Raw genomic sequence first — 25,569 nt, 5'->3', positions numbered from 1 at the left:
CGAAAGGTCCACCGGCTGCCGGGACCGAGACATATATCTCCGAACGGTTAGTCCATCCTCTATGAGCGATACGGATCCCGCGTCAGATGCCGACCCCTCGTATGCGGACGATCCCGTCTCGTTGCTCCAGGAGCTGATACGGTTCGATACCTCGAATCCGCCGGGTAACGAACGGGAGTGTATCGAGTGGATAGCGGACCTTCTCTCCGAAGTCGGCTTCGACACCTCGCTGTATGCCAGCGAGGAAGACAGGCCGAACCTGGTCGCGACGTTCGGTGATACCGGCGACTCCCCGCTCATGTTGTACGGGCACGCCGATGTCGTCCCGGTGAACGAGGCCAAGTGGGACCATCCGCCGTTCGGCGGGGAGATCGAGGACGGGTTCGTGTGGGGCCGAGGGGCGCTCGACATGAAAGGCGGTGTCGCAATGTTGCTGGCAGCGGCGATGCGAGTCGCCCAGAGCGACGTGGCACCTGACGACGGTTTAGTGGTCATGATCGTCTCCGACGAGGAGGGCGGTGGGGACCTTGGAACGCGATACATGGTCGAGAACCACCCGGAGATCTTCGCGGACGTGAGCTACGCCATCGGGGAGTTCGGGGGGTACAAGACCACCATCCTCGGTCAAGAGTTCTATCCGATTCAGACGAACGAGAAGATAATCTGCTGGTCTGAACTCACGTTCACCGGCACGGCGGGACACGGTTCGATGCCGAGTACGGAGAGCGTGATGTTGGACATGAGTCGCGCGGTCACGGCGATCGAGTCGTCGAGATTACCGGTGCATATCGTCCCGGCGGTGGAAATGATGATCGATCGTATCGCCGATGCTTGCGAGGGCGAGACGGCGACAAAGATCAGACAGCTCCTGGACCGAGATCAAACGGACGAGGTCCTCTCTAGCCTGGGTGAGTCCGCAACCATGTTCGATGCGCTGCTTCACAATACGGCTAACACGACCGGGATCTCCTGTGGCGACAAGGCGAACGTCGTTCCCGATGAGGTCACAGTGACACTCGACTGCCGTCTGTTGCCCGGACAGACGGAAGCCGACCTCGAGTCGGAGCTCCGTGACGTGATCCCCGACGACATCCAGTACGAGTTCGATACCGTCCGGTACGAACCGATCGACTCCGAATCCGACCTGAATATGTTCGATATGCTGTCGGAGATACTGACGGAAGCGGACCCGTCGGCGACGCCGTTCCCGTTCGTGCTGTTCGGAGCCTCCGACGCGCGACACCTGACGAAGGTAGGCGTCCAGTCGTACGGGTTTTTACCGATGAATATCCCCGAAGACATCGAATTCCTGGAGCTAATACATTCGGCCAACGAACGGATTCCCGTCGAAGCGGTCGAATTCGGGACCGACCGGTTAGTCGAAGCGATCGAGCGGTACGACAAACGGGAACTGAGCGACACGTGACCGAACTCCGGTAGACTCGGCGGGGTCAGTGTGACCTTCGACGTAGCGTTCCGGTCCCTGCTCTGATCCTGTCTCACGGATCGACGACTCGGCCGGCCCGCGTCGCTGGTCTAGAATACGGACGACGGCTCGGTACTGTTCGGGCTGGAACTCCTCGCCGTACTGGTCTCTGAGGGTTGACAGTGCGTCCTGTCTGGGGTCATTTCACGCTCATATTCCGGGATTTTCTCGCTACCTACTTAGCTTTTCAGCGGCTGGCGTCACCTCGGAATTACCACACGGCCGGCAACGGCGTTCTGTGGTGTCGGACGCTCCTCACTGGTCGCCGGTCGGAGCGGGATGCCGACGGTGAACGGCCGTACGGCTACGTGTCGTACGGCCAGTCACCGGTCACCTGCATCGCTTCCTTGTATCCATTCTGACTGAGTCGGTCGGCGACGTCGGCCGGATCCTGGTGCGCGATCTCGACCTCGGGGTCGCTCAATCGACAGACGAGTTCAGTCAGGAAAAGCGCCTGTTCTCGCAGATCCCGAACGTCCAGCTTCTCGAGCGTGTCCACCGGCGTGTGGGCCCACCCTCGACCTGAGCGGTCCGATATGCTACTGACGAGGTATCCCGGCACCCCCCAGCGGGTGAACGGCCAGTGGTCGCTGTGGGGCTTGTCGACGGGAGCCGTCAGAGCCGGATGGGAGAATCTGTCGGCGACGGACTCGACGACCGCTTCCAACCTGTCGAATCCGTGCGTGTAAAACTGCAGGTCGCGCCCGGAGAGCACCCCATCGAGGTTGACGATAGCCTTGATGGACTCCAGGTCGGTCTTGTCGGACAGATACTCCGACCCTTTCATCCCGACTTCCTCGGCGCCGAAGCCGACGAACTCGATCTGCGTCCCGACGTCGTCCTCCCGCATCGCCAGCAGACGGGCGATCTCGACCAGGACCGCCGTCCCCGCTCCGTTGTCGACGGCCCCCTCGGAGATGTCGTGGGCGTCGATGTGGCTCGTGACCAGGATTCGCTCGTCAGTTTCCGGCCCCATCCTAGCGTGTACGTTCTGACTCGTCGCAACCGGCGTCTCACAGTCCACGGCGACCGTCACCTCTTCACCTTCGTACGTGGAAGTGAGGTCGTTCCCGGCCCTGTACGAAACACCGATCGCGGGGATCTCTCCGAGCGGGGTATCCGGTGTTCCGACACTGCCGGTCACTGGCAGGTGTCCCTCGTGGCCATTTTGGAAGACGAAGGCCTCGGCTCCGGCTTCGACCGCCCGATAATACTTTTCCCGCCGATGAATACTGCGACGATACCAATCCGGAGTGCCCGATCGGACGACAACGACCTTCCCGCTGAGATCCGTGTCTGCGACATCTCTCGGCAGACCGAAACCGAGGTCCACTAACTGACCGCTGGCCCGTCCGGCGGGCGACCGCGGTAACGCAACCATCTCCCAGTTATTCGTGAGGAGGGTGGTCCCGTCGGCTGTAATATCACTGTTCGCTCGTTCCCACCCCTGAATCTCGAACGGTTCGATATCGGTCTCCCGAACGTGCGTCTCGAGAGTGTCTGCCGTGAACGTTGCGGCCTCTCGTTCGCCGTCACTGCCGGCCATTCTATCCCCGATATCTACAAGATCCTCCAGGAAGTTCCATCCAACCTCGGACGTAGCACACGCTTCAATCCATTTAGAACTGGACATATCTTACCAACTGGGGCGAGAGATATATTTTAATTTCGCATTCGTATACGAAATTTTGGATGTGGTTGACGAATGAAGCCGACAGTAGGGGAAACAAACCATTCACTGTCGTCCGTTGGTTCGCGTGTCGGCACGAGGGCAAGGCTCCCAAACCCGCTGTCCTCGTCGGGAGCGGTACCGGGTCGGTTCCCAACCGAACCACCACGGGTTCGGAACACCCCGGAAGTCGCGGGTGAACTCGGGATAGTCTCGCTTCGTCGGCAGATCCGTATCAGAGGGTAAGCGAACCGGGCGGCCGCGCTACGACGGTGACCAGCCCCTGTCCGCTGGCCTCAGTCGTCCTGTCCGGTCTCGGGGGCGCAGGCGTCGCGGTGGTCGTGGAACGTCTCCACCAGATCCGGCAGTTCCGCCCCGGAACAGAGTTCAACGGCGGTTTCGCACCACTCCAGAGCGGCGGCCTCGTCGCCGGCCGCCCGACAGACCTCGATCAGGTCGTCCATCCGCTCCGCGGCGCGACGCCGGTCGCCGACCTCGCGATACGCCTCGACGCTCTCGCGATAGCGTTCCCGTGCCCGTTCGAGCGCGTCTCGCTCGCACGCGACGTCGCCCAGCCCGGCGGTCGCGTCCGCGACGCCGCGCCGGTAGCCAAGGTCCGCGTGGATCGCTCGCTGGTCGCGGAACCGCTCGGCGGCAACATCGAGGTCGGCACGGTCGAGGGCGAGGCGGCCCAGTCCACCGAGGACACGCCCCTCGTGGCGGCGCATGTCGTTCTCCTGCGCGAGTTCCAGGCCCCGTTCGAAGGCCCGCTCGGCGGCGTCGGTATCGCCGCTGGAACGGACGAGGTCACCGAACCCGTAGAGGGCCTTCGCCAACCCCTGGCGGTCGCCGACTTCGCGCTTGAGTTCGATGCTTCGACGGTAGTAGCGCTCGGCGCGGTCATCGCCGCCCCGCTCCGCCGCGATTTCGGCGAGCAGCTTGAGCGACGACGAGATGTTCTGTCGGTTGCCGATCCTGCGATCGAGGGAGATGGTTTCGGTGAGTCGCTCCTCGGCGCTGGCCAGGTCGCCGCGGGAGCGTTCGAGGCGCGCCAGGTAGTACAGCGTGTCCGAGTAGTCGCCGCAGGGCCCGAGGTCTTCGGCGATAGCGAGCGCCTCGTCGAGGCGTTCCCGTGCGCGCTCGTAGTCGTCGTCGGTCATCGCGACCCACGCCAGGGAGTTCAGCGCGCCGACCTCGTGCCGGGGGTCGGCCCCGTCGCGGGCGGCTGCCAGGCTGCGTTCGAGGAACTCGCGCGCGGTCTCGGTCTCGCCGCGGTCGACGACGACCTCCCCCACCCCCCGGTATCCCTCCGCGAGATACGTCGAGCGCGTCTCCTCGTCGGCCGCCTCCGCCGCGCGGTCACAGAGTAGCGACAGCTCGGTCTCGCCGCGGTCGGCGTCGCCGTGGTCGTACCACATCTTCCCGCGACAGGAGACCGACTCGAGGCGGGCCGCCGTCGAACAGGCGTCCGGCAGGTCGATGCCCGAGTGTTCGGTCGTCCCGAAAAGCGGGGCGAGCGTCGAGCGGGAGAACGCGAGGCCGAAGAGCGATTCGACGAGTTCGTCGACCGATTCGGTCTCCGTCAGCCGACTGACCGACGGCGGTTCGAAGCCGAGCCAATCGGTGACGTGTGCCCGCCGTTCGGGCTCGTCCGCGAGCGCGAGCACGGCGTTGACCGCGCGTTCGAACAGCGCGACAGTCTCGCGTTCGGCCCGCTCGGTCGCGTGTTCGAGAAACCGGATAGCCCACCGGGGGTGTTGGGTCCGGTAGGCGTCCGAGTCCTCGCGCCCGAGGAGCAATCGCCCGTCGAGGTCGTCGAGCACTTCCTCGACGCGACGGTGGGCCCGGTCGGCGCGCCCGGCGTCGGCGCGGGCGGCGGCGACCGCGTGGACGAGCCCCGGCGTGACGGACCACTCGGCGGCGGTGAGCGTCGCCACGAGGAGTCCCGCCTCGAGCGGGAGCGTCTCGTCGTCTCCCTCGGCGGCCCCCTCTGGCGGTGCGAGCGCGTCGTAGACGGCTCTGACGTCGCCCTCGAGCGCCGACGGCGCTGTCGCGTCGTCGAGCCACGGCGCCGAGACGGCGTGAGCGACGATCTGGTAGCTCAGCACGTACATCTCGCCGATCCCGTCCTCGGTCGTCACCCGGTCGTGGAGCGCGGCCGGTGAGAGCGGGACGTCCCGTCCGGTCGCGGCTTCGAACGCCGCGATCGCCCGGCGACACGTCCTCTCGTCGATGTCCGGGAGCCGGTACGTCCCCAGCACGCGCCGGGCGAGATCGCGCAACCGGGGGTCGGCGATCTCGTCGACAGCACCGCGCCACGCCCCTTCGCGCCCTTCGAGGAGGACGCTCACCGCCGGGTCGTCCCGTACCGCCCGCAGAAACTCGAGCGTCGGCTCCGTCACCGGGCCGGCGGCGTCCTCGACGACGACGAGCGCGTGGCCCTCCGCCGTCGTCACGACTCGCTCCAGGTCCGACAGGTCGCTCCCGGAGGTGTCCGCCTCCCGGTAGAAGACGGGGCCGTGACCCGCCTCCACCCACCGGCAGGCGACGAGGCGACAGACCGTGCTCTTCCCGGACCCGGGCGGGCCCAACACGATACGGTCGTCGCAGGCCGCCAGTCGGTCGACGAGCGCCGCGGACACGACCGAACCGCTCGAACTCGCCCGGGGTTCGCCGGGTTCGCCATCGCCTTCGCCGGCGCTTACCCTCCCGTTCTCGCTCCCGGCGTCGATAGCGACGCCGTCTTCGGATTCGAGTCCTTCCGGCCCCGGGACATCGGGTGGGGTCGGTAGCGACCAGTCGCCGCCCGCTTCGGGACCCACATCGGTTTCGGGTCGGGGGAACTCGCCGTCCGCGCCGCCGGGGTCTCGCTCCCGGTTCGGGGCCGCGTCGCCGTTCGACGCGCTCTCGTCGAGAGACGGGTCGACCCGCTCGACGGCGTACCCGTAGTAGGCGTCGACGAGGTCGAACCCCAGTCGCCAGGCCGTCTCGGGTTCGCTGGGCGTGCGCTCCGTGAGATGCGCGCGGTCGAGGCGGGTCATACCGGCGTCGGCGAGGGCGCGGTGGGTCTGCATGTCGTCGGCCGGGAGCGGAGTGCCCGTCTCCCGACCGGCGGGCGGACTCACGAGGGGGCTGGCGTCCTCTCCGAGGGAAGCGAACAGCGCGTGCGCTCGGTCGATCGCCGCGTCGGCGTCGTTTTCGATTGTCCCCGCCAGCGCCCCGTCGTCGTGGGTAGCGACGATAGCAGTCACGTCGCCGTCCCGCGTCGGTTCCGCCGTCTGGGCCGCCGTCGCCGGGTCACTCGTCGAGAGGGCGACCGCGAACGGCGGGACGTCGGCGCGACGGATCGTACACGACTCCGCGGCGAACAGGTCGTCGACCAGCGCGGGGAACTCCTCCCGGAGGCGGTCGGCCAGCGCGGGCGCGACCAGCAGGTCGGCGTCCATGCCGTCGGAGACGACCCGGGCGTGGAGCAGGCGGAGGTGTCGCGAATCCGCGAGCGACGGCAGCGCGACCCGGTAGCGACCGGCCGCGCGGAGGTGGCGCGCCAGGCGTTCGAACAGCCGGTGGGGGCGGTCGTCGGCCGTGGCGACCGTCCCCCCGGCGACGAGGTCCGGCGGAACGTCGCAGTCGGGCGGGAGGACGGAGAGGACCGCTTGCGCCTCGTCGACGGTCCGCTGGTCGGCGACGTACGACCGATACCGATGGGCCGCTACCCGCCCGGTCGGCGTCGTGACGTAGCCGTCACCGACCCGGTCGACGAGACCCGCGGCTTCCAGCCGTCGGACCGCACGGTCGATAGTCGACCGCGAACAGTCGAGGTCCGCCTCCAGTTGGGGCTTGTGAGCCGGCGACTCCGACAGCCGATCGAGAAACGCCAACCGCTCCTCGACGAGGGCTATCCACGGCACCTCGTCCGGATCCATGCCGTCCGAATGGCGATGGGGCTCCTTAATGACAGCGGTCGTGACACTCGTCTCGGACGGGTGGACGGTCCCGCACGAGGGCCAGCGCTTCATCGGTGGTCCAGGGCTGTTGGCGGAGTCACGGCCCGGTTCGGTCGACCGCGATCACGGCGTCTCCTGCGTCCCGGTCGAACTGACGCTGTCGATCTGTGACTCCGTGCAGGCGAACGACTCGTCGTCCGCCTCTTCGACGCCGCCGGTGAACGTCATCGTCCCCGTCGCCGCGGCGCGCACGTCCTCGCCCTGCCCGAGGTACTCGAACCGGAAGTCGACCGACTGGTCGGTGCAGGCGGTCTCCTCCGTCAACCCCTCGGACCGATAGAGGCGCGTGGAACCGATCGTGAACGTCCCGCTCGACCCCGGCAGCACGACGTGTTCGAGCACCGGCCTGCCCTCCGTCTTGCGGAGCTCGTGGTCCGGCGAATCGGTTCGCTCTATCCCCACTCTCGTCCGTAGCTGTTCCCTGGAGTAGAACTCGCCCGCGGCGGTCGTCGCGGGATCGGTCGGTTCGTACCGCAGCGCCCGTGCGCGGATCAGAAACTGCCCGGTGTTCTCCACGGTCACGGCCACGTCACCGTCCGCGATCTCCACGGCGCTGATCTCGGCGCCTCGCTCGACTGACACCGTCCGCCGACCGACCTCCGTCGGTCGCTCGGCGTCGTCCTCGGGGATCCGGATCGCGACGAGGTCGTACTCGCCGTTCGGAAGACGTACCTCGAACTCCTCGCAGGACCCGCAGTCCCCGACCGTCGACACCGGAATCTCCGCGCTCCCGCGCATCACCTCGACCTCCAGGCGGTCCTGTCCGCTCGCGTCGACTACCTTGACTGCGTCGACAGTCGCGTCCCGCTCTATCGTCGCGGTCATCGTCTGGTTGTCGGCCTCCACCGAACTGAACGGGTCAGAGCCGCTGTCGGCGTTGCCGGCACCGCCGCTGGTGGCGCCGTCGCCGTCGCCGTCGCCGCCGGATCCGCTGGTACACCCGGCCGTTGCGCCCACCGTGACGGCGCCCGTGAGCGCGAGGTACCGGCGCCGGCTGAGTCCCTTACCCGAGCCAGTCGCGTCGGTCGATCCGTTCGCCTCTTCCGTCGGATTCGCGTCTACCATCGACCGCAACGTATCCCTGTACTGTCCTTTTCTCACCGGCTGATGCCGTCGCTCACGGCGTGAGGTATATCCCGTGAGTGTCGGCGCTCGCCCAGGGTCCCCGGCCGGGGCGCGGATCGCTTCGACGGCCCCTGACCTGATGTCGTGCCCCCCGTCGTCGCCAGCCTCGCCGCGTTCGGTCCGTCGCCCGTCTCGTCCGGCGAGCGATGCGTCGGTGCGGCCACGGGCGAAACGGGGGACAGCCGTCCCTTCCGGTTCGATTCCCGCACCCGGGCCGTCTACAACTCGCGAGCGGCGCGGTCGCGCCCCACCCGGTCCGGAGCGACCGTCACCGCGAGCGGGAGCCGTCGCCGGTGGTCTCCCCGCCCGGCGTCGCCGTGACGGTCGTGATGATTCCGAAGAGGGCCGTCGAACTGCTCTCGACGGTCAGTCCGGCCTCGTCGACGAGCGCGAGCGGTTCCTGCGTCCACCGACAGCCCATCTTCTCGTAGTGGGCGTCCGCGCGCCACTCCTGGAAGCGGGCGAGCGGACCAACGTCGCTGCGGCCGTGTTCGACGAGGCGGATCTCCCCGCCCGGGCGACAGACCCGCGCCATCTCCCGCAGCGCGGCGACGGGGTCGGGGAACGTACAGGTCGACAGCGCCGAGACGACCGTGTCGAAGCTGTCGTCCGGGAACTCGAGCGCCTGGGCGTCCATCCGGCGGAGCGTTCCGTCCCTGTCGAGTCCGGCGAGCGTCTCCTCGGCCTGCGCCAGCATCTCGGGGCTGATGTCGACCCCGACGAGGTCGACCTCGGCGGGGAGATACCGGAAGTTCGTCCCGGTGCCGCACGCCACGTCGAGCACGCGGCCGGTCGCGTCGCCGAACTGCCGGCGGCGGAACCGGCCGGTCACCAGCCGGTCCACCGCCTCGAAGCGGGCGATCCGGTCGGCGTACGTCGCGTACACGTCCTCGATGTCCGCGGCCGACATCGAGCGCTCGCCGGCGGGGTCGTCGACGGGATCGCCGTCGAGCGAGCGGTCGGAGCGGTCGGGGGAGGGCTGTTCGCGGCGACCGACGGGGGCGGTTTCGCCTGCGTCCATGTATAACGGTCGCGCCGCTACCGGCATAAGTATTATCGAATCTTTGATGAATTAACGGCGCCGTTTCAAAACGGAGGTTGAGTGGCCGACCGGGGTCGGGCCGGGGTCGAGCCGGGTTGGCGCTGCCGGCGGCCCGGATCGGGGCGGTTCGGCTCAACGACGTTTTCGTAATCGTTCCGAGAAGTTCCGCGGCGGCGGGTCACCTGCGGCGGACGCGTTCGGTCCGCTGGACGGTCGCGGACTCGTCGAGGCGACAGCGGAGCGCGTCGTCGTCGTGGCGCAGGACGACCTCGTACTCGGCGGGGTCGGCGGCGACGCGCTCGGCGGTCCACCGCCCCTCGTAGAGGTGATCGTTGAATTTCCAGAGCCCCCGGGTCGCGATGTCGACGCCCCGTTCCCAGTGGAACGCGACCGACGCGGGGTGGTAGGCAACGCCGTAGGTCAGCAGGGCGTTGTACCCGCGCAGGCACTCCCGACAGCGGTCGACGGCCAGCAGCGAGTCGGCCTCGGGGAACGGCGACTCGTCGATGGCCCGGACCTCGGTCGACAGCGGCCCGGCGCACTGGGGACAGACGCCCCGGCGGACCTGCGCGTAGTCCATGGCCTGTTTCCGCTCGACGCTCCGGACTAACTCCTCGCCCTCCAGCGACCGGACCTGGGCCGGCGTCACCGCGTAGTTCGAGACCGGCCGCTCGCAGGCCGTACACTCGACGAGGAAGAACTGGTGGTGCAGCCGGGCCCGGAGCGACCGCTCGCCGCAGAACGGGCACCGCCCGTCGGTCTCGACGGGGTCGAACTCGGCCGGCCGTTCGTAGTTCCCCGAGACGACGAACCGGACGACCCGCTCGCCGGCGTGGGTCAGCGAGTAGCCGCCCTCGCCCTTCCGGAGGAAGGTCCCGGCCAGTTCCCCGAGGTGATAGGAGAGCTTCGATGTGTTGTCCACGTCGACGCGGTCGTACACCTCCGAGAACGTCAGTTCGGTGGGCCCCGCGTTCACCTCGTCGAGTTCGGCCTGCGCCCTGGCGACGGCTCGGAGGATCGCGACGCGCGTCTCGTCGGACAGTAGCGCGAACGCGTCCGCGGCCGACGCCTCAGAACCCATCCGTTTCGGTGGAGAGAGGGCGGCCGGACGGAAAAAGATGCCAGCCGGCGGGCCGCTCCGTCGGGGGCCGGCGACCGCCGAGGTTTTCCCCGGTCGCGCTTCAGTTTCGGTATGGATCTCTCCGCCGTCGACCTCTCGCCGGTCCCGGAGGGCGGGACCGCGACCGAGGCCTACGAGCAGACCGTCGAGGCCGCACAGCAGGCCGAGCGACTCGGGTTCACTCGGTTCTGGGTCGCGGAGCACCACGGCCGCGCCCGGACGCTCGCGGGGACGACCCCCGAGGTGTTGCTCGGGCACCTGGCCGCCGAGACCGACGCCATCCGGCTCGGGTCGGGCGCCGTCCTGCTCAACCACTACAGCCCGCTGAAGGTCGCCGAGCAGTTCGGCGCGCTGGACGCGCTCGCGCCGGGCCGGGTCGACGCCGGGCTCGGCCGGGCCAACGAGTCGCCGGCGGTCGACCGGGCGCTCGGGACCGACCGCCGGGTCGAGGACCCCGACGCGGACCACCGCGAGAAGGTCGAGGCGGTCGCCTCGCACCTCTACGACGACTTCCCCGCGGACCACCCCTACGCCGACATCGAGATCCCGGGGTCGGCCGAGGGTCCGGCCGTCCCGTGGGTGCTCGGGTCGAGCCCGTCGAGCGCCGAGATCGCGGCCGACCTCGGCCTCCCGTACTGCTTCGCGGCGTTCATCCGCCCGGGGTACGCCGTCCGGGCCTTCGAGACCTACCGCGAACAGTTCGAACCGTCGGACCTGGCCGGCGGGGTCGACGAGCCGCGGGGGATCGTCGCCGTCAACGCCGTCTGCGCCGAGACCGACCGGGAGGCCGCCCGACTGCGCGCGGTCGCCGAGGCGGTCTTCCGTCGAATGGCCCGCGGCGAGGTCGGGACCCCGCCCACCGTCGAGGAAGCGGTCGACGAACTCGGCGGCGTGCCCGAGCCGACGCCGGACCGGCTCGACGACGGCGAGTGGCCGCGGGCGATCTCGGGGAGTCCGGAGCGGCTGGCCGGCCTGCTCGACCAGCTCGCCGGCCGCGCCGGCGTCGACGAGGTGATGATCCAGCACTCGATTCCCGACCACGACGACGCGTTGCGCTCCCACGAGTTGCTCGCCGACGGCGTCGGGCTCTCGGGGCGGTAACCGCGGCGGCCGGTCGCCGCTACCCGGTTACGTCGGTGTCGCCTGAAATACATACGGACGCGGGCCTAACGGTCGGGGCATGGACGACGCTCCCGAGCGCGACGGCCCGGTGATCCCGGCGACGGCCCGGATCGGGCGGACGGCGCTGACCGTCGCGGACCTGGCGGAGACGGTCGCGTTCTACCGCGACGTCGTCGGACTCACTGTTCTGGTCCGGAGCGAACGGGCGGCGACGCTCGGCGCCGGCGGGCGGCCGGTGCTCGAACTGCGCCGGGACGCGGACGCGCCGCCCAGGAGCCGGGCGCAAGCGGGACTCTTTCACAACGCGTTCCGCGTCCCCGACCGGGCGGCGCTCGCCGCCGCGCTCGAACGGATCCGCGACCGCGGGGCCCTCGACGGCGCCTCGGACCACCACGTCAGCGAGGCGCTGTACTGCACCGACCCCGAGGGCAACGGCGTCGAGGTGTACGCCGACCGACCGCGGGCGGAGTGGCCCCGCGCCGACGACGGAACCGTCGAGATCGGGACGGTCCCGCTCGACCTGGACGCCCTCGCGGCGGAGTCCGACGGCGCCGACACGGTCCCGTCCGGGACCGACCTGGGCCACGTCCACCTGGAGGTCTCGTCGCTGGACCGGGCGCGGGCGTTCTACGCCGACCGGCTCGGACTGGGTATCCAGACCGAGGCGCGGGGCGCCTCGTTCCTCGCAGCGGGCGACTACCACCACCACGTCGGCGTCAACACCTGGAACAGTCGGTCGGAGCCGGCGGGCGGCCGCGGGCTGGCGTGGTTCGAGTTCCTGCTGCCCGACGCCGAGGCGGTCGCGGCTACGCGACGCCGACTCTCGGCCGCCGGCGTCGCCGTGACGGACCGCGAGGGCGGCTTCGAAGTCACCGACCCCGACGGGATCGCCGTCCGGTTTCGAGCGACGCCGGAACCGCCGACCTCCCCGGAGCCGTAGGCGGCCGTCGGCACACCCGACCCGACAAGACTTATGACTGACTAACCGGTTAGTAATCCCATGGACCGATCCGTCTCGCGGAAGCGGCCGTGGCTCGCCGCGGTGCTCGCGGCGCTGGCGACGGGGCTCGGACACATCTACCTTCGCCGGCTGCGCCGCGCGGCCGGGTGGCTGGTCGCCCTGCTGGGCGCGACTTTCCTGTTCGTCGACGGAGCGGCGCTGACGGCGCTGGTCGCCGGCGACCCGGTCGACCCGCTCGCGGTCGCGCCCGTCGTCTCCGTCGGCGCGCTGAGCGTGGTCGACGCCTACCTCGTCGCCCGGGCGCACAACGCCGTCGCCCGGATCACCGCCGCGCCGGACGGCCGGGTCACGCACTGTCCGAACTGCGGCCGGGAGCTGGACCCCGGCATCGACTTCTGTCACTGGTGTACGGCGGACCTCTCGCACCTGGAGATCGAGTCGGTCGACGGGGCGGACGATTCGGACGACTGATACGGATTATTGCAAGACATCCCGGGATCGACCGCGCGACTGCGTGCGGTCGACCCGATAAACGCTTGCAATAATCCGTATGACTGGCCCCGTCAGGTCAGCGTGGCGTCGACGTACTCCTGGGCGGTCCGTCTCGCGGTGTCGAGCGCCCCGTTCTCGTCGAGGACGACGGCCCGGGTCCGGGCGCCGTCGACAATCGTCATCAGGCCGCGCGTCACGTGGTCGGCGTCGACATCCGCGAACTCACCCTTATCGATCCCGTGGTTGATCACCGCCTTGATCATGTACCGGATGTACTCGTCGTTCTGCCGGAAGCGCTCGCGGAACCCCTCCTTGTACGGGGCCTGCGACCGCATCTCCAGCATCGCGACCGCCAGGTCCCGGTGTTCCTCGGACGCGAATATCAGCTCGTCGAGCAGCAGGTCCAGACGCTGGTGGGGGTCGGTCGTCTCCACGTCGCGAATCGTGTCCACGAACCGTTCGAGCAGGTAGTCGAGAAACGCGACGAGCAGCTCGTCTTTCGTGTCGTAGTGGTAGTGGACCGCGGCGGTCGACTTGCCGTACTCCGCCGCGATCCGCTTGACCGTGAGGTCGGCGTACCCGTGCTCCCGGAGCGCCCGATACGTCGCCCGCATGATCTCCGTTTCCGACTCCGAGAAGCTCCCCTCCGTTGGATCGGCCATCACGATCACATTCGCGCTGGCCCGGTTAACAGTTGTGACTACCTCGTCAGTCGACCCGTCCGGATACCGGTCGATCAGTTCCGCATAATCGTCCGCGTCCCCGTTCGGAGCCGATATTCGGCGGTTCCCGAGTCCAAAGCCTTTTGACTAACTAGTTAGTAAGTCCGGTACCGACCGATGGACGACGACGACGCAGCGACGGAGATCCTGGCGGCGACGTATCGGGCCCTCCGCGACCGGGGCCACGCCGACATCACCCTCGAGGACATCGCCGCCGAGGCGGACACGAGCACGGGACTGATCCACTACTACTACGACGACAAGGGGACGCTGTACGCGGCGTTTCTGGACTTCCTCTACGACCGCTACGCCGAACGGATCGCGGCGGTCGAGGGCGGGACGCCGCGCGAGCGACTCGCCGCCCTGTTCGAGACGGTCCTCGCCGACGGGGAGGGGACGGCCGGCGAGCAGTTGCGGACGGCGATGCTGGCGGCGAACGCGCAGGCGTCCGGCGACGAGGCGGTCCGGGCGCGACTCGAACGGTTCGACGAGGCCCTCTACGAGCGGGTGCGGTCGATCGTCGCCGACGGGGTCGAGGCGGGCGAGTTCGACGACGCGGTCGAGCCGGCGGTCGCGGCCGAGTTCCTCGTGACGGCGATCGCCGGCGCCCACGCGCGGCGAGCGGCCGTCGACCGTCCGGCCGACCGGCTCGCGGAGACGACGGCCCGCTCCGCCGAGCGTCACCTGACCGCCGACCCGACGGAGGTCCCCCACTGATGGGGCTCCGCAGCCGGCTCGACGCCCTGTTCAAGGGCCCCGAGGATTTCGACCTCACGTCGGGCGGGATCGGCAAGCCCCTCTTTTTCCTCGCGATGCCGATCGTCGTCACGAACCTCTTCCAGACGGCCTACAACCTGGCGGACACGTTCTGGCTCGGCCAGTACAGCACGGACGCGCTGGCGGCGATCAGCTTCGCGTTCCCGATGGTATTCCTACTCATCTCCTTCGGGACCGGCATCTCCGTCGCCGGCAGCGTCCTCGTCGCGCAGTTCACCGGCGCCGGCGAGCCCCGCGAGGCCGAGTACGCCGCCTCCCAGACGGTCACGTTCGCGGCTATCGTGTCGCTGGTCCTGGGCGTCGTCGGTTACTTCGTCGTCGGCGAGTTCCTCTCGCTGATGGGCGCCTCCGCGGACGTGCTGCCGCTGGCGTCGAGCTACATGGAGGTCATCTCGCTGGGCCTGCTGTTCATGTTCGGTTTCTTCGTGTTCATCGCGCTCATGCGGGGCTACGGCGACACGGTCACGCCGATGCTCGTGATGTTCGGGTCGGTCGTCCTCAACATCGTCATCGACCCGTTCCTGATCTTCGGGTGGACGGTCGTCGAGAACGCCCCGCTGGTCGGGACGGTCAGCTTCCCGGAGCTGGGGATCCAGGGGGCGGCCGTCGCGACGGTGTTCTCCCGCGGGCTCGCGCTGGTCGTCGGGCTGGCGATCATGTTCCGGGGCCACCGCGGCGTCCAGATCCACCTCCGCGACATGGTCCCCGACCTCTCGTATCTCCGCCGGCTGGTCCGGATCGGCCTCCCGGCGTCCGTCGAGGGGATGGGCCGGGCGCTGTCGATGAACCTGCTTTTGTTCGTCGTCGCGATGTTCCCCGACCCCGTCGTCTCCGCCTACGGGATCGGGACGCGCGTCTTCTCGGTCATCGTCCTGCCGGCCATCGCCGTCGCCCGCGGCGTCGAGACGATGACCGGCCAGAACGTGGGCGCCGACAGGCCCGACCGCGCGGAGGCGGCGGCGAACCTCGCGGCGAAGGTGCTGTTCGGGATCCTCACCCTCGCAGGGGTCGCCGTCTTCCTCGCGCCGGAGCCGATCGTCTCGGTGTTCGTCGGCGCCGACCAGACCGACGCCGACCGCGTGGTCGAGGTCGGCGCGCAGTTCCTCCGCTACGTCGCGCTGACCTTCGGGTTCATCGGGGTCACCCGGGCCTACACCGGGAGCTTCCGCGGCGCCGGCCGGACGCTCACCGCCGCGGCCATCTCCGTCCTGATGCTCGGGGTCGTCCGGTTCCCGGTCGCCTGGTTCGCCGCCGGCCCGCTCGACGAGGCGGGCATCTGGGTCTCCTTCGCCGTCTCGAACGTCGTCGGCGCGGCGGTCGCCGTCCTCTGGTACCGCCGCGGCACCTGGAAGGGGACCGAACTGACCGAGCGGAACGTCGACACGGAAGCGACGGCCGTCGAAGGTTCGACGGGCGACGACTGACGCTCATGGGCGGGAGTGTCGTCCCGCGGTCGGCGATCGAAGCGCGGCTCGAATCGGCGCTGGACGGCCCCGGCGAGGACGGCCCGTCGGTCGCCCGGGAGGCGGTCGACGCCGCGGACGACCGCTGGTACGGCCGGCTGGTCGGCGGCGCGTATCGGTCGCTGGCGGACGGTCCGGACCCCGACCGGGTCGTCCCCGCCGCGGCGGCGGTCGAACTCCTCCGGGGGTACTGTCGGGTCCGGAGCGAGCTGCTCGTCGACCTCGCCGGAGCGGGACCGCGAGCGCTGGGCCGCGACGAGGTCGCCGCCCTCCTCGCGGGCGATCACCTCCCCGCCGCGGCGTACGCGACGCTGACCGCCGCCGACGACCCGGCGGTCGAGGACTGCGTCGAGACGCTCACGGACGCGTTCGGTGCCGTCGCCGTCGCGTTCGCGACTACCTTCGTCGAGCCGACCGAGCCGTCGCCCGACCCGGCCGCGGCCGTCGAACGAACCGCCGGTCGGATCGGCGAGTGCGCCGTCGTCCTCGGCGCGCGGCTGGCCGGCGCCGACGAGCGCCACCGCGACCCGGTCGCGCGGGCCGGCCGCTGTTTCGCCACGGCGCGAGCGGTCCGCGACGCGTTCGGAGACGGTGCCGGCCCGGCGACGGTTGCCGTCGCCGAACTCCCGGCGGAGCGACTCGACGACTACGCGGCCCGACGACGTGCGGACGGATACCGCGCGCTGGGCGAACTTCCGTCGCCCGTGGACGCGTCGCCGCTTCGCCGGTTGGCCGGCGCGCGGACGGACGGCTGACGGCGAGGCCGACGGCGGGTTCGCACCCGACGGTTTCAACAGCTATACAAACGCCGCAGGGGAACAGGACGGTCATGAGTTCCGGATCGGTCCCGACGGGGTCCCCACTCGGTACCGCCGCCGGGTGGGTGTCCGAGCGGGACCGGCTCCCGCTGTCGCTGCGCGCCGTCGCCCGCTTCTACGCGCGGACGGGCGAACTCGATCTCACGGCGTTGCGGATCAAGGCGTGGGTCGACGACACCCTCGACGAATTTCTCGCGGACGCCTACGGCGCCATCGAGACCGAACTGGAGCGCGAGCTCGGCTACGAGGACGTCGACTTTCGCTACGAGACGAAGCTGACCCTGCCGGTCGAGCTGACGCTGGGGTATCTCTACCGCCGGGCGATCGAGGAGAGCGACGGCTACAACCCCGTGACCGACGAGCCGACGCGGTCGGCCGGGGACGCCGTCCGGTCGCTCGTCGGCGGAGCCGACCCGGCCCGGCGGGAGCGACTGCGGCGCGAGGCGGCCGAGCAGGTCGAGTTCGTCGGCCGCATCGAGCGAGTCGCCCGCCTCTGTACGGAGGCGCTGCTCGACGGCGATATGCGCGACGCGATCAACGACGAGGAGTTCGAGGACTTCGAGACCGACCCGCCGCTGGGCGACGCCGAGCGCGAGCGGGCGGCCCGGATCGCCCAGTCCCGGCTGCGCGAGCGCGTCGAGGCTCAGATGGCCGGGTTCCCCGACGCGGTCCGCGAGGCCTACGAGGCCGCCGTCGCGGAGTCGAACGCCCACCAGGCCGACGACGAGCACTTCCGGGAGCTGATGGCGCGGGCGCTCGGCGAGGGCGGGAGCGACGGCGAGGCGGCCGCCGACGGCGGGACGAACCCGGTCGCCGACGATCCCGCCGAGGCCGTCGAGCGCATCGAGGCGGAGTACAAGTACGCGGAGTTCGAGGGCGAGGCGGGGACGCTGACCGCGGAGGAGCGGGGCTGGCCCTACTGCAAGACCCAGTACGAGCGGGTCGGCGTCATCTACGAGGGGATGATCGAGATGTTCCGGGCGGCGGACATCCGGATCGAACCCGCCTTCGAACACGCGGTCGTCCTGGCGATCATCGGCGCGCAGGTGTGGCTCGACGACGTGGACGACTTCGCGGCCGACCGCGCGGAGACCCAGCTGACGCCGGTCACCGCCGAGTACGTCGTCGCAGACTCCGAGCGGGCGGCCTACGACCGCGTCGTCGACATCTCCTCGCTGTACCTCGACCGGGCGATCGAGTACGCCGTCGACTCCGAGTCAATCCTGACGGGGATCGCCGCCGAGTACATCTACCTCTCGGGCGACCCCGGCGTCCTCCCCGGGAGCCCGGACAGCGGCGACCGATAGGGTCTCCCGCTGCTCGGTCCGGTCCGCCGCGCTCAGCGAGATACCGACAGTTTCGAGAGACTCAGGTGGCGGAGCCGCCGTGGCTCGGGGTCGGCGGCCGACAGCGCGGCCGCGACCCGCGTGGCGTAGTCGTCGAGGGCATCGTCGCCGTCATCGGCGAGCGCGGCTTCCAGGCGACCGGTCGCGTCGGCACCCATCCCCGAGAGCAGCGCTCGCGTCCGCTCGGCCGGCGACTCCGCCGAGCCGTCCGACTGGTCCCCGCCAGCCCCGACGACCGCGGGGAGCGCGCCGAAACAGAGCGCGAGCGCGGTCAGCAGGCCGCGCTCGGCGGCGGCCTCGGGGTCGTCGACGGCCGGCGTCGTCCGCAGATACCGGGCTGCGGCCGTCCCCGCAGGGTCGACCTCCCCGTCGAACCACGACCGGATTTCCTCCGCGGACGGCGTGGCCCCGAGCGCTTCGACGGCGCGGGCGCAGATCTCGACCTCCTCGTCGGCCACGTCGTGGAAGCAGTCGCCGACGACGACCGCGTCGGCGCCCGCGTCGAGCATCTCGACCGTCTTCTCGCGGTCGTCGATCCCGCCGCCGTACCAGACGCGGGCGCCGTTGACCGAGTCGGCGACCGCCCGGAGCACGTCGGCGGCCTCGTCGCCGCCGTAGGTGCCCGAGTACTCGACGTAGACGACCTCGCTGTCGAGGTGGCGGTCGGCGACCATCGCGCGCTCCCTGGCGGTGGCCGGCGAGAGCACGTCCGACTCGTCGACGCCGCTCCGGCGAGCGGCCGCACTCGCGGGGTTCTGGACGATGTACGCCTCGAAGACGGCCGCCTCCAGCAGCCACGAGGTCGCGAAGTCGGCGAGCGGGTCACCGACCGCGCGGTAGACCGGGCCGGGCAGTTTCTCGCGGAGCAGGTCGGGGACCAGCTCGTCGCGGAGGTAGGCCAGCCCCTCGCCGAGCGTGCCGACGAGCGCCTCCGTCTCGCCGTTGAGCACCTCGGGAAGCGCGAGGAACGCGGCCAGTTCGCGGGTCCGCTCGGTGACGTGGCGGGCCTCGCTGGGCTCGTGGAAGGCGGGGACCGGCGCGCGGGCCAGCAGGCGGAACGTCTCCTCGGTGTTCTCGGCGGTGACGGCGCTCGACCCGCCGACGGAGACGGCGTCGGTGTGCCGGAGGTACAGGGGATAGGCGACCGGCAGCAGCTTCGCCGTCTCCGGGTCGACCTTCGTGACGTGGCGCCAGTCGGCGGGGACCGGGTTGGCGTCGACCGAGAGGAGCGTCTCCGCGCCGATCCCGGCCGCGGAGACCGCGGTCCGCAGCGAGCGACCGAGCGACGAGCCGAGCGACATACCGACGGGATGGTGGCTGTCGCAGGTTAAGGTCCCGGTTTCCGGGGCGCCGCGGGTCGAACCCGGAGGCGGTCGTCGATCGAGGGAATCACCACACCGCGGCGTTCCGGGACAAAGCTTATGCCGGAAAGCGTCCCAGTCAGTCGTGTCCGCACACACGGACACTGAAGCCATCCACTCCGTCCGGGCGACCACCCCGCCCGGACCCGCCCACCCCACCGTTCGTTGTTTCGCGGCGGGCCCCGCCCGGGCCCGCCGGTTTTCGATGCTTCCAGCCGTCGCACCGCCGCTCGCTGGCGGTGTCGAGTCCCCGTGGCCGCCGCGGTCGCGACCGGAGACCGCTCGCGTCGGCCGACACACGATAGAACCAAGTGCGCCGGCCGCTTGCGTGCGAGATAGACGATACGAATGGAGATCTCCGATCAGCTTCGCTGTCTGTTTTCCGCGCGAGTCGAGGAGCAGGACGGGTCCTACGTCGTGGAGGTCCCGAAGCGAGAGGTCCGGACCGGGTCGGTCGCTGCCGGCGACACGTATCGCGTCGCGCTGGTCCCGTCGCCCGCGAGCGGTGACGACGGGGCCGGCGGGGGATCCGACGCCGGCGACGCGGGGGCCGAGCGCCGCGAACGGGAGACCGAGCCCCGGTCGGGTCGGTCGCCGCCGGTCGAGGAGGGCGAAGAGCGCACCGTCGAGATCGAGGACATCGGCGAGCAGGGTGACGGGATCACGCGCGTCGAGCGTGGGTTCGTCGTCATCGTCCCCGACACCGAGCAGGGCGAGCGGGTCACCGTCGAGATCACCGACGTGCGCGAGAACGTCGCCTTCGCCGAGGTCGTCGAGCGGCGCAGCTACTACGAGTGAGTGCGGACGCGCGGCTCCGGTACGCGCCGAGCGTTCGACGGGCGAGAAACGGGAGTTCGGGGAGTGCGGCGAGCGGGCGTTCCGTCGCCGGCACGGTGGGACCCGGAAAGGGTGGGTTCCTGCGCTCCCCCGAGCGCGGGAACGGGTGGGTGTGGACGGGGTGGGTCGCGGGTGAGGCACATCCGTGGTGGGATGGGGCTCGCGGTCACACGAGCCACTTCGTAGTTGGGGCCGGAGACGGAAGTTCTCAGGGCCTCAGCAATTAGGCATCGAGCGAGCGCCGCCGAGCGGTCGGGCGGTCGAGGCGACGGCGCGGGTGGCCCGGAACGGAGACGCCACGGCGCGGGGCGAACGGACAGCGACGCCCACAGTTAACCCGCGTCGACCCGTGTGTCCGACCGAGATGCGCGCAGTCCGCCTACACGACCACGGCGGCCCCGAGGTCCTCGGGGTCGAGGAGACCGACCGTCCGACCCCCGCGTCGGACGAACTGCTCGTCGAGGTGGCGGCGGCCGGCGTCAACCCCGTCGACACCTACTTCCGCGACGGCTCCTACGAGCCCGTCGGCCTGCCGTTCACTCCCGGCGTCGACTTCGCGGGGACCGTCGCCGCGACCGGCGACGGCGTCGACGGGTTCGACGAGGGCGACCGGGTGTTCGGCACCGGGATCGGCAACGCCGGCCACCAGGGCGCCTACGCCGAGTACGCGACCGTCCCCACCGACCGCGTCGTCGCCCTGCCCGACGGCGTCGACCTGGCGGAAGCCGGTGCGGCGGGCGTCGCGGCCGTCACGGCGTGGCGCGCGCTGGTCGACCACGCCGCCCTCGACCCCGCCGAGCACTGCCTCGTCCACGGCGGATCCGGGGGCGTCGGCCACGCCGCCGTCCAGGTCGCCGACGCCGTCAGCGCCCGCGTGATCACCACCGCGAGCGAGGGGTATCACGACGACCTGGCCGATCTGGGTGCGGAGACGGTGCTGGACTACGGTCGCGAGGACCTGGCCGACGCAGTTCTCGACGCCTCCGACGGCGGCGTCGACGCGGTGCTGGATCACCGGCTGGACGATTACCTCCAGTTCGACGCCGATGTGGCCGCGCAGGGCGCCCGCGTGGTGGGGATCGGCGAGAACAGCCCCGACCCCGGGTTCACGAACGACGGCGCGGCCCGGTCGAAGGACGTGTCCTACCAGTTCATGTCGATGTTCAACATGCCGGACCTGCGCGTCGGGCTGGCCGGCGTCGCCGACCTGATGGAACGGGACCGGCTGTCGGTCGAACTCGCCCGCACGTACGACCTGGAGGAGGCCGGCGAGGCCCAGCGGGCGGTCATGGAGGACAGCTTCCTCGGGAAGCTCGTGATCGAGCCCTGACCGCCGGACCGTCCGGCGACGGACCGTGTGGTGTCGGACGGACGCCGAGGCTGTGTCGGACGGACGCCGAAGGGGTTCCGCCGGCGGAACCCGCCCGCGGAACCCACCCCGGCGGCGGGTTCAGACGACGCGGTTGACGGGCTCGTCGCCGTCGGCGACCCGGCGGACGCTCTCCGCGACGATGGTCCCGACGCGGCGGTAGTAGTCGCGCGTGTAGGCCGCGCAGTGGGGGGAGACGATCACGTCGTCGAGGCCCCACAGCGGCGAGTCGGCGGGGAGCGGTTCGGTCTCGAACACGTCGAGGGCTGCGCCCGCGATCTCGCCGTCGCGTAGCGCTGCCACGAGCGCCGGCTGGTCGACGACGCCGCCCCGGGCGACGTTGACCAGGTAGGCGTCCTCGTCCATCGCCGCGAGCTCGTCGGCGCCGACCAGACCGCGGGTCGCGTCGGTCAGCGGGACCGCGAGGACGACGAACCGGGCGTCGGAGACGGCCTCGCGGAGCCGGTCGGTCGTGTACACCCGGCCGACGCCGGGCTCGGGGACGGGCGTGCGCCGGACGCCGTCCACGTCGAGGCCGAGGCCGGTGAGCCGGTCGACGATCCCCCTGCCGAGGCCGCCGAGACCGACGACGCAGGCCCGCTCGCCGGCGACCGTCCAGGCCTCGTCCCACTCGGGCCGGTCCCACTCGCGGTCGGCCTGGTTGGCGGCGTACTCGTGGATCCGCCGCGCGAGCGCGAGGACGAACCCCGCGACCGTCTCGCCGACGGCGTCGCCGTGGATGCCGGTGCTGTTGGTCAGGACGACCCCCCGCTCGCGCAGGCGGTCCTGGGGGAAGCGATCGACCCCGGCCTGGACCGAGTGGACCCACTCGAGGTCGAGGAAGGCGTCGCGGTGCTCGAAGGTGACGACGGCGTCGCAGTCGGCGAGCGAGGCCGGCGAGCCGTCGACCGCGGCCACGTCGACCCCCGCCTCGTCCGCCGCGTCCGCGAGGCGCTCGACGAGCCGCTCCGGCGGGAACACCGCCGCGACCGACTCGTCGACGCCGATCCGGTCGAGTCGCATGAGCGCGTCTACGCGGCGCTCCGCGGTAACTCTTGCTCCGAACTCGGCCCGACCCGGCGGGCACGAGCCTCCCCGGGGTGGGAGCGGGCGCCGCTCCCCGCACAGACCGCCGCTGTCGCCCGGCCCCGGCCGCGACTTCCGGGCGATCCTTCATGTAGTCGCTGCCCCAACGGGCGGTCGTGTCCCGCAGTCCGACCCTGACGCTGGTCGCCGCCTTCGTCGTCGTCTTCCTCGTCCAGCGTGTCGTGGCGCTACTGCAGGTCCCCTTCACGTTCGCGCTCGCGCCGCCGGTCGGCGCCCGGCCGTGGACGCTGGTGACGAGCGTCTACGCCCACCTGTCGGTCGGGCACCTGCTGGCCAACGTCGCCGTCCTCCTGCTGGTCGGGCTCTACCTCGAACGGCAGACCTCCCGGTTGCGCTTCCACGCGTTCTTCCTCGCCACCGGCGCGCTCTCCGGGCTCGTCCAGGTGTGGGTCAGCGACCTCGTCGGCCCCGGCGTCGCCGTGCTGGGCGCCAGCGGCGGCATCGCCGGGCTGGTCGGGTACGTCCTCGCGGGCAACCGCATGAGCGACACGCTGCTGGACAAGACACCGCTCAGCCCGCGGGCGCAGTTGGGCGTGTTCGTCGTCGTCGCCGGCGCCGTCACCGTCGCCACCGCCGGCCCCGGCGTCGCCCTGGTCGCCCACTTCGCCGGGTTGCTGATCGGGCTGGCCGCGGGGCGGCTACACCTGTTGCGGCCGTCGTGAGGGGCGGCGGCGTCCCGGGCCGGACATAGCAGGTCCCCCGTTTAATCGCCGGGGCGTCCCCGTTCAGGGTATGCGATTCGAACTTACGGCCGACCAGCGGGACCTCAGAGCGGACGCCCGGGCCTTCGCCGAGTCCGAGATCAGGCCGCGGGCGATCGAACTGGACCGCGGGGAGACGTATCCGGCCGAGATCCTCGACGCGCTGGGCGACCGGCGATGGACTGGGTTGACGCTGCCCGAGGAGCACGGCGGCCGCGGCGAGGGCCTGGTCGAACTGGCGCTGGTGGTCGAGGAACTGGCGGCCGCGCTCATGCCGGTCGCGAGCGCGCTGGCGCTCCATCTCGGCGTCGCGACGGTCGTCGAGCGGTTCGGCTCGGACGCCCAGCGGGCGGACCTGCTCGACGACATGGCGACCTACGACACCGTCAGCGCGCTCGGGCTGACCGAGGCCGACGCGGGCAGCGACAAGTCGAGGCTGGAGACGACCGCCGTCCGCGACGGCGACGAGTGGGTGCTGAACGGCCACAAGCAGTGGGTGACCAACTTCCGCCACGCCGACCTCGTGCTCACCTACGCGAGGACGGGTTCCGGGGACGGGGTCAGCGCCTTCCTCGTCCCGACCGAGGCGTTCGAGGTCGACGAGGTGTGGGACACGCTCGGCGCGCGCCCCGTGAAGTCCCCGCGGGTCGAGCTGTCCGACGCCCGCGTCCCCGACGACCGACTGGTCGGCGCCGAGGGCGAGGCCCTGACCCAGCGGGGCGAAGTCCACACCGGCGTGAACGTCCCGGCGCGGGGCGTCGGGGTCGCCCGCGCGGCCCTCGACGACACCGTCGAGTACACGAGTTCGCGCGAGCAACACGACCGGCACATCAGCGACTTCCAGGGCGTCCGCTGGCGGATCGGCGAGATGGCCCGCCGCGTCGACACCGCTCGACTGCTGACGCTCCGGGCGGCCGACCGCGCCGACCGGGGGCGGGACGTCGACCGGGAGTTCGCCATGGCGAAGGTCCACGCGACGCGGGCCGCCGTCGACAACGCCGACGAGGCCGTCCAGCTCCACGGCGGGATGGGGTACACGACCGAGCGCCACGTCGAGCGGTACCTCCGCGACGCGAAACTGCTCACCATCGCCGGCGGCCCGAACGAGGGCCACGAGGACGCCCTCGCCGAGGCCGTGATCGAGCGCCGGCAGAGGTAGCCGCGCGCCAGTGGGTCACGGCGACCGGTGGTCCGGGCCGGGGCGGCCGACAAGCCGAATATCCCGGGGGGAGTACGCGCCCACGCCCATGACGGAGCCGGACGGCGCGAACGGCGCGGACAGCCCGGACGGCGCGGACGATGCGGTGTACGTCTCGCTGGACCTGTGGTACCCGGACTGCTGGGAGATCGAGGCGACCGAGCGGTTCGACGTGGGGATGCTCGGGTACGGGATCTACACGACCGGCGAGCGGGTCACGACGCTGTTCACGCTCTACGCCGACGAGCAGGCGACTATCGACGCCGCGGTCGACCACGTCGCCGCTTCCCCGCACGTCCACGAGGTCTCCGAGATCCGCCCCACGTACCGCCACGCGACCGCCCCGGTCGCGGGCAACGCGATGCGGGACCTGCTCGTCGACCACGACGGCCGCACCCAGATCACGCCCGAACTGACCTCGCGGGGGTTCGTCTGCGCCGAACCGATCGACATCCGGGACGGCCGTGAGTACTGGTCGCTCGTCACGAACCACGACCGCGACGCCGTCCGGACGAAGCTCGACGCGGTCAGCGACGCGAAGGACGCCGTGATCGACATCCGCCGGATCACCACGTCGCACTGGCAGTCGGCGGCCAGCGGGCTCCCGACCGACCGGCTGACCCGCCGCCAGCTAGAGGTGTTCCGGCTCGCCCGCGACAGCGGGTACTACGACTGGCCCCGGGAGGCGACCGCCGGCGAACTGGCCGCGGAACTCGGTATCTCCACGTCGACGCTCCACGAACATCTGCACAAGGTAGAGGCGAAACTGCTCGGACAGCGCCCGCGAGGGTAGCCCGCTACCCCCGGATGATCCGTGGCGGTCGACGGCCGCGACGGCCACCGGCA

General features: G+C 70.6%; 21 protein-coding genes. 13 read left to right on the top strand and 8 right to left on the bottom strand.

Features of this window, described 5'->3' with window-relative positions; translation table 11 throughout:
* Positions 1-61: 61 nt before the first annotated feature.
* Positions 62-1,426 (top strand): M20/M25/M40 family metallo-hydrolase, encoded by a 1,365-nt coding sequence (locus ACMGFI_RS04860; RefSeq protein ID WP_436907764.1) that lies wholly within the window; start codon positions 62-64, stop codon positions 1,424-1,426.
* A 364-nt stretch (positions 1,427-1,790) separates the two neighbouring features.
* Here the strand turns inward: ACMGFI_RS04860 and ACMGFI_RS04855 are convergent, their stop codons facing one another.
* The 5 genes from ACMGFI_RS04855 to ACMGFI_RS04835 all read right to left on the bottom strand — a co-directional run bounded on the left by ACMGFI_RS04855 (position 1,791) and on the right by ACMGFI_RS04835 (position 10,410).
* The gene (locus ACMGFI_RS04855; RefSeq protein ID WP_436907762.1) at positions 1,791-3,119 is read right to left on the bottom strand and encodes a M28 family peptidase; all 1,329 of its coding nucleotides are present in this window, start codon (positions 3,117-3,119) and stop codon (positions 1,791-1,793) included.
* A 332-nt stretch (positions 3,120-3,451) separates the two neighbouring features.
* Positions 3,452-7,081, bottom strand: coding sequence for a tetratricopeptide repeat protein (locus ACMGFI_RS04850; RefSeq protein ID WP_436907759.1), 3,630 nt, complete (start codon positions 7,079-7,081; stop codon positions 3,452-3,454).
* 144 nt (positions 7,082-7,225) lie between these two features.
* Positions 7,226-8,227: a hypothetical protein gene (locus ACMGFI_RS04845; protein ID WP_436907758.1), complete on the bottom strand. Its 1,002-nt coding sequence runs from the start codon at positions 8,225-8,227 to the stop codon at positions 7,226-7,228.
* A 328-nt stretch (positions 8,228-8,555) separates the two neighbouring features.
* Positions 8,556-9,308, bottom strand: a complete 753-nt coding sequence (locus tag ACMGFI_RS04840; RefSeq protein WP_436907756.1) for a class I SAM-dependent methyltransferase — start codon at positions 9,306-9,308, stop codon at positions 8,556-8,558.
* Between the two features lie 199 nt (positions 9,309-9,507).
* The gene (locus ACMGFI_RS04835; RefSeq protein ID WP_436907755.1) at positions 9,508-10,410 is read right to left on the bottom strand and encodes a DUF7351 domain-containing protein; all 903 of its coding nucleotides are present in this window, start codon (positions 10,408-10,410) and stop codon (positions 9,508-9,510) included.
* A gap of 111 nt (positions 10,411-10,521) precedes the next feature.
* Here ACMGFI_RS04835 and ACMGFI_RS04830 point away from each other — a divergent pair, with 111 nt between their 5' ends.
* The 3 genes from ACMGFI_RS04830 to ACMGFI_RS04820 all read left to right on the top strand — a co-directional run bounded on the left by ACMGFI_RS04830 (position 10,522) and on the right by ACMGFI_RS04820 (position 13,003).
* Positions 10,522-11,550, top strand: a complete 1,029-nt coding sequence (locus ACMGFI_RS04830; protein WP_436907753.1) for an LLM class flavin-dependent oxidoreductase — start codon at positions 10,522-10,524, stop codon at positions 11,548-11,550.
* Between the two features lie 79 nt (positions 11,551-11,629).
* Entirely contained in the window at positions 11,630-12,511 is an 882-nt protein-coding gene (locus tag ACMGFI_RS04825) for a VOC family protein (RefSeq protein ID WP_436907751.1), read from the top strand.
* 60 nt (positions 12,512-12,571) lie between these two features.
* Positions 12,572-13,003, top strand: coding sequence for a DUF7575 domain-containing protein (locus tag ACMGFI_RS04820; RefSeq protein WP_436907750.1), 432 nt, complete (start codon positions 12,572-12,574; stop codon positions 13,001-13,003).
* A gap of 92 nt (positions 13,004-13,095) precedes the next feature.
* Here ACMGFI_RS04820 and ACMGFI_RS04815 read toward each other — a convergent pair whose 3' ends face one another.
* Positions 13,096-13,686, bottom strand: coding sequence for a TetR/AcrR family transcriptional regulator (locus ACMGFI_RS04815; RefSeq protein WP_436907748.1), 591 nt, complete (start codon positions 13,684-13,686; stop codon positions 13,096-13,098).
* A gap of 177 nt (positions 13,687-13,863) precedes the next feature.
* Here ACMGFI_RS04815 and ACMGFI_RS04810 point away from each other — a divergent pair, with 177 nt between their 5' ends.
* The 4 genes from ACMGFI_RS04810 (at position 13,864) to ACMGFI_RS04795 (ending at position 18,111) form a co-directional block, all read left to right on the top strand.
* On the top strand, positions 13,864-14,463 hold the full coding sequence (locus ACMGFI_RS04810) for a TetR/AcrR family transcriptional regulator (RefSeq protein WP_436907746.1): 600 nt from the start codon (positions 13,864-13,866) through the stop codon (positions 14,461-14,463).
* On the top strand, positions 14,463-15,947 hold the full coding sequence (locus ACMGFI_RS04805; RefSeq protein ID WP_436907744.1) for an MATE family efflux transporter: 1,485 nt from the start codon (positions 14,463-14,465) through the stop codon (positions 15,945-15,947). The genes ACMGFI_RS04810 and ACMGFI_RS04805 overlap by 1 nt, the downstream gene beginning before the upstream one ends.
* 5 nt (positions 15,948-15,952) lie before the next feature.
* Entirely contained in the window at positions 15,953-16,741 is a 789-nt protein-coding gene (locus ACMGFI_RS04800; RefSeq protein WP_436907743.1) for a hypothetical protein, read from the top strand.
* A gap of 74 nt (positions 16,742-16,815) precedes the next feature.
* Positions 16,816-18,111, top strand: coding sequence for a hypothetical protein (locus tag ACMGFI_RS04795; protein WP_436907742.1), 1,296 nt, complete (start codon positions 16,816-16,818; stop codon positions 18,109-18,111).
* Between the two features lie 32 nt (positions 18,112-18,143).
* On the opposite strand, the gene ACMGFI_RS04790 is transcribed toward ACMGFI_RS04795, so the two are convergent.
* Positions 18,144-19,451 (bottom strand): geranylgeranylglyceryl/heptaprenylglyceryl phosphate synthase, encoded by a 1,308-nt coding sequence (locus ACMGFI_RS04790; RefSeq protein ID WP_436907740.1) that lies wholly within the window; start codon positions 19,449-19,451, stop codon positions 18,144-18,146.
* 408 nt (positions 19,452-19,859) lie between these two features.
* On the opposite strand from ACMGFI_RS04790, the gene ACMGFI_RS04785 reads away from it, so the two are divergent.
* A complete protein-coding gene (locus ACMGFI_RS04785) occupies positions 19,860-20,309 on the top strand; it encodes a TRAM domain-containing protein (protein WP_436907739.1) in 450 nt (149 codons plus the stop codon).
* A gap of 403 nt (positions 20,310-20,712) precedes the next feature.
* Positions 20,713-21,678, top strand: a complete 966-nt coding sequence (locus ACMGFI_RS04780) for an NADPH:quinone reductase (RefSeq protein ID WP_436907738.1) — start codon at positions 20,713-20,715, stop codon at positions 21,676-21,678.
* Between the two features lie 120 nt (positions 21,679-21,798).
* On the opposite strand, the gene ddh is transcribed toward ACMGFI_RS04780, so the two are convergent.
* On the bottom strand, positions 21,799-22,740 hold the full coding sequence (gene ddh, locus ACMGFI_RS04775) for a D-2-hydroxyacid dehydrogenase (RefSeq protein ID WP_436907737.1): 942 nt from the start codon (positions 22,738-22,740) through the stop codon (positions 21,799-21,801).
* 179 nt (positions 22,741-22,919) lie between these two features.
* Between ddh and ACMGFI_RS04770 the strand changes: the two genes are divergently transcribed.
* The 3 genes from ACMGFI_RS04770 to ACMGFI_RS04760 all read left to right on the top strand — a co-directional run bounded on the left by ACMGFI_RS04770 (position 22,920) and on the right by ACMGFI_RS04760 (position 25,516).
* Entirely contained in the window at positions 22,920-23,486 is a 567-nt protein-coding gene (locus tag ACMGFI_RS04770) for a rhomboid family intramembrane serine protease (RefSeq protein ID WP_436907736.1), read from the top strand.
* 70 nt (positions 23,487-23,556) lie between these two features.
* Positions 23,557-24,684, top strand: coding sequence for an acyl-CoA dehydrogenase family protein (locus ACMGFI_RS04765; protein ID WP_436907735.1), 1,128 nt, complete (start codon positions 23,557-23,559; stop codon positions 24,682-24,684).
* Between the two features lie 88 nt (positions 24,685-24,772).
* Positions 24,773-25,516, top strand: coding sequence for a helix-turn-helix domain-containing protein (locus tag ACMGFI_RS04760; RefSeq protein WP_436907734.1), 744 nt, complete (start codon positions 24,773-24,775; stop codon positions 25,514-25,516).
* Positions 25,517-25,569: the final 53 nt, after the last annotated feature.

This window comes from Halosimplex marinum, assembly GCF_051414075.1.
Classification (GTDB): Archaea; Halobacteriota; Halobacteria; order Halobacteriales; family Haloarculaceae; genus Halosimplex; species Halosimplex marinum.
This window is presented reverse-complemented; position numbering and strand designations above follow the sequence as displayed.